Annotated in this window: 1 protein-coding gene; it reads left to right on the forward strand. The window is 53.9% G+C overall.

All coding sequences use genetic code 11. From position 1 onward, the window contains the following. The first annotated feature begins 59 nt into the window (after nt 1-59). Nucleotides 60-1115 carry an IS110 family RNA-guided transposase gene (locus FEK29_RS17805; protein WP_138259787.1) on the forward strand — a complete coding sequence of 352 codons (1056 nt, stop codon included), beginning with the start codon at nt 60-62 and terminating at the stop codon, nt 1113-1115. Nucleotides 1116-1322 lie beyond the last annotated feature (207 nt).

Here is a 1322-nt window from a genome sequence, read left to right on the forward strand (position 1 = left end):
TAGCATCTATGTAAAAGCAGCGTGTCCTTTATCTTTAAAGTTCTCTAAAACAAAAAGATATGAAAACGGAACACACTGCAAGACCCAAGTTATTCATTGGTATCGACATACACAAGCGCAGTTGGAAGGTACACTGTGCCACGGACCTGTCCTCCGGCAGGACCTTTTCGATGTCCCCGGACCCGGAATGCCTAAGGGAATATGTGGGGCGGCACTATCCGGGCCATGAGGTCTCGACGGCCTACGAGGCCGGCTGTTGCGGTTATCGTGCCCATCGTTGTTTCGAGGGTTATGGCTGGCGCTCGCTGGTGGTGAACCCTGCGGACATATTCAGGCGGGGAAAGGAACGCCACACAAAGACGGACCGTATCGACGCTCAGCTCATAGCCCGTGAACTGAAGGACGGGCGTTTGGGGGGCATCGTGGTCCCGGACCCCCAACGGGAACAGTTGCGAAGCCTGTTCCGCAGAAGGAACGACCTGGTCAAGGACATGCGCCAGATCAAGAGCTACATCAAGATGCAGTTGCTCTATTACGGCATCAAGGTCCCGGAGGAGTTCGACAACGACCACTGGAGCCACGCGTTCAGGAACTGGTTGGACGGTTTGGAATTCGCACACCCGACGGGGAAAGAGGTGCTTGAGAGCCGCATGCGCAGCTTCAGGTTCGTCGACCGGGAGTTCAGGGACGTATCGACCCGGTTGCGCAAATGGACCAAGGAACACTATAAGGAAGACTATATGCTTCTGCGCAGCATACCCGGTATCGGCCCCATAGTGGCCAGCGGGATATTGGGCGAACTGGGGGATTTGAGGAGGTTCGGCAACATAAAGCAACTTGCCGGTTACGTGGGGCTTTCCCCCGGGATCTACCAGAGCGGGGATACGGTACGCCACACGGGGGTAAGTATGCGTGCCCATCGGTTGATACGCAGTTATTTCATCGAGGCCTCCTGGCAGGCCATACGCACGGACCCGGTGATGCAGGGATACTACCGCAAGCACCATGGCAAGAACGTGAAATCCGTGATCGTTAAAGTGGCCCGTAAGCTTTTGAGCCGTACCCTGGCGGTGATAAAAACAGGGATTCCCTATGAGATAGGGGTAGTGGAATAGGAAAATTTGGACAGGACATAGCGAAGCTCACGATCATGGTAGAACGGCCCGTAACACAGAACAATGTAGGTGATCGCGATAGCTATCGGGAATCACACCGGTTAGCAAGTGGCCGGGCCTATTATAGCTTATAATCATACAGATGCCGGTGAACACGGAAAAGAGTGTATCACATATAGGATGCGGAGCAAGTTATATGGTATTGAA

The organism is Maribacter aurantiacus, from assembly GCF_005780245.1.
GTDB lineage: Bacteria > Bacteroidota > Bacteroidia > Flavobacteriales > Flavobacteriaceae > Maribacter > Maribacter flavus.

What these genes read in the sequence shown, in the direction of transcription:
- FEK29_RS17805 (WP_138259787.1), top strand. Translation starts at nt 60, where the DNA reads ATGAAAACGGAACACACTGCAAGACCCAAGTTATTCATTGGTATCGAC.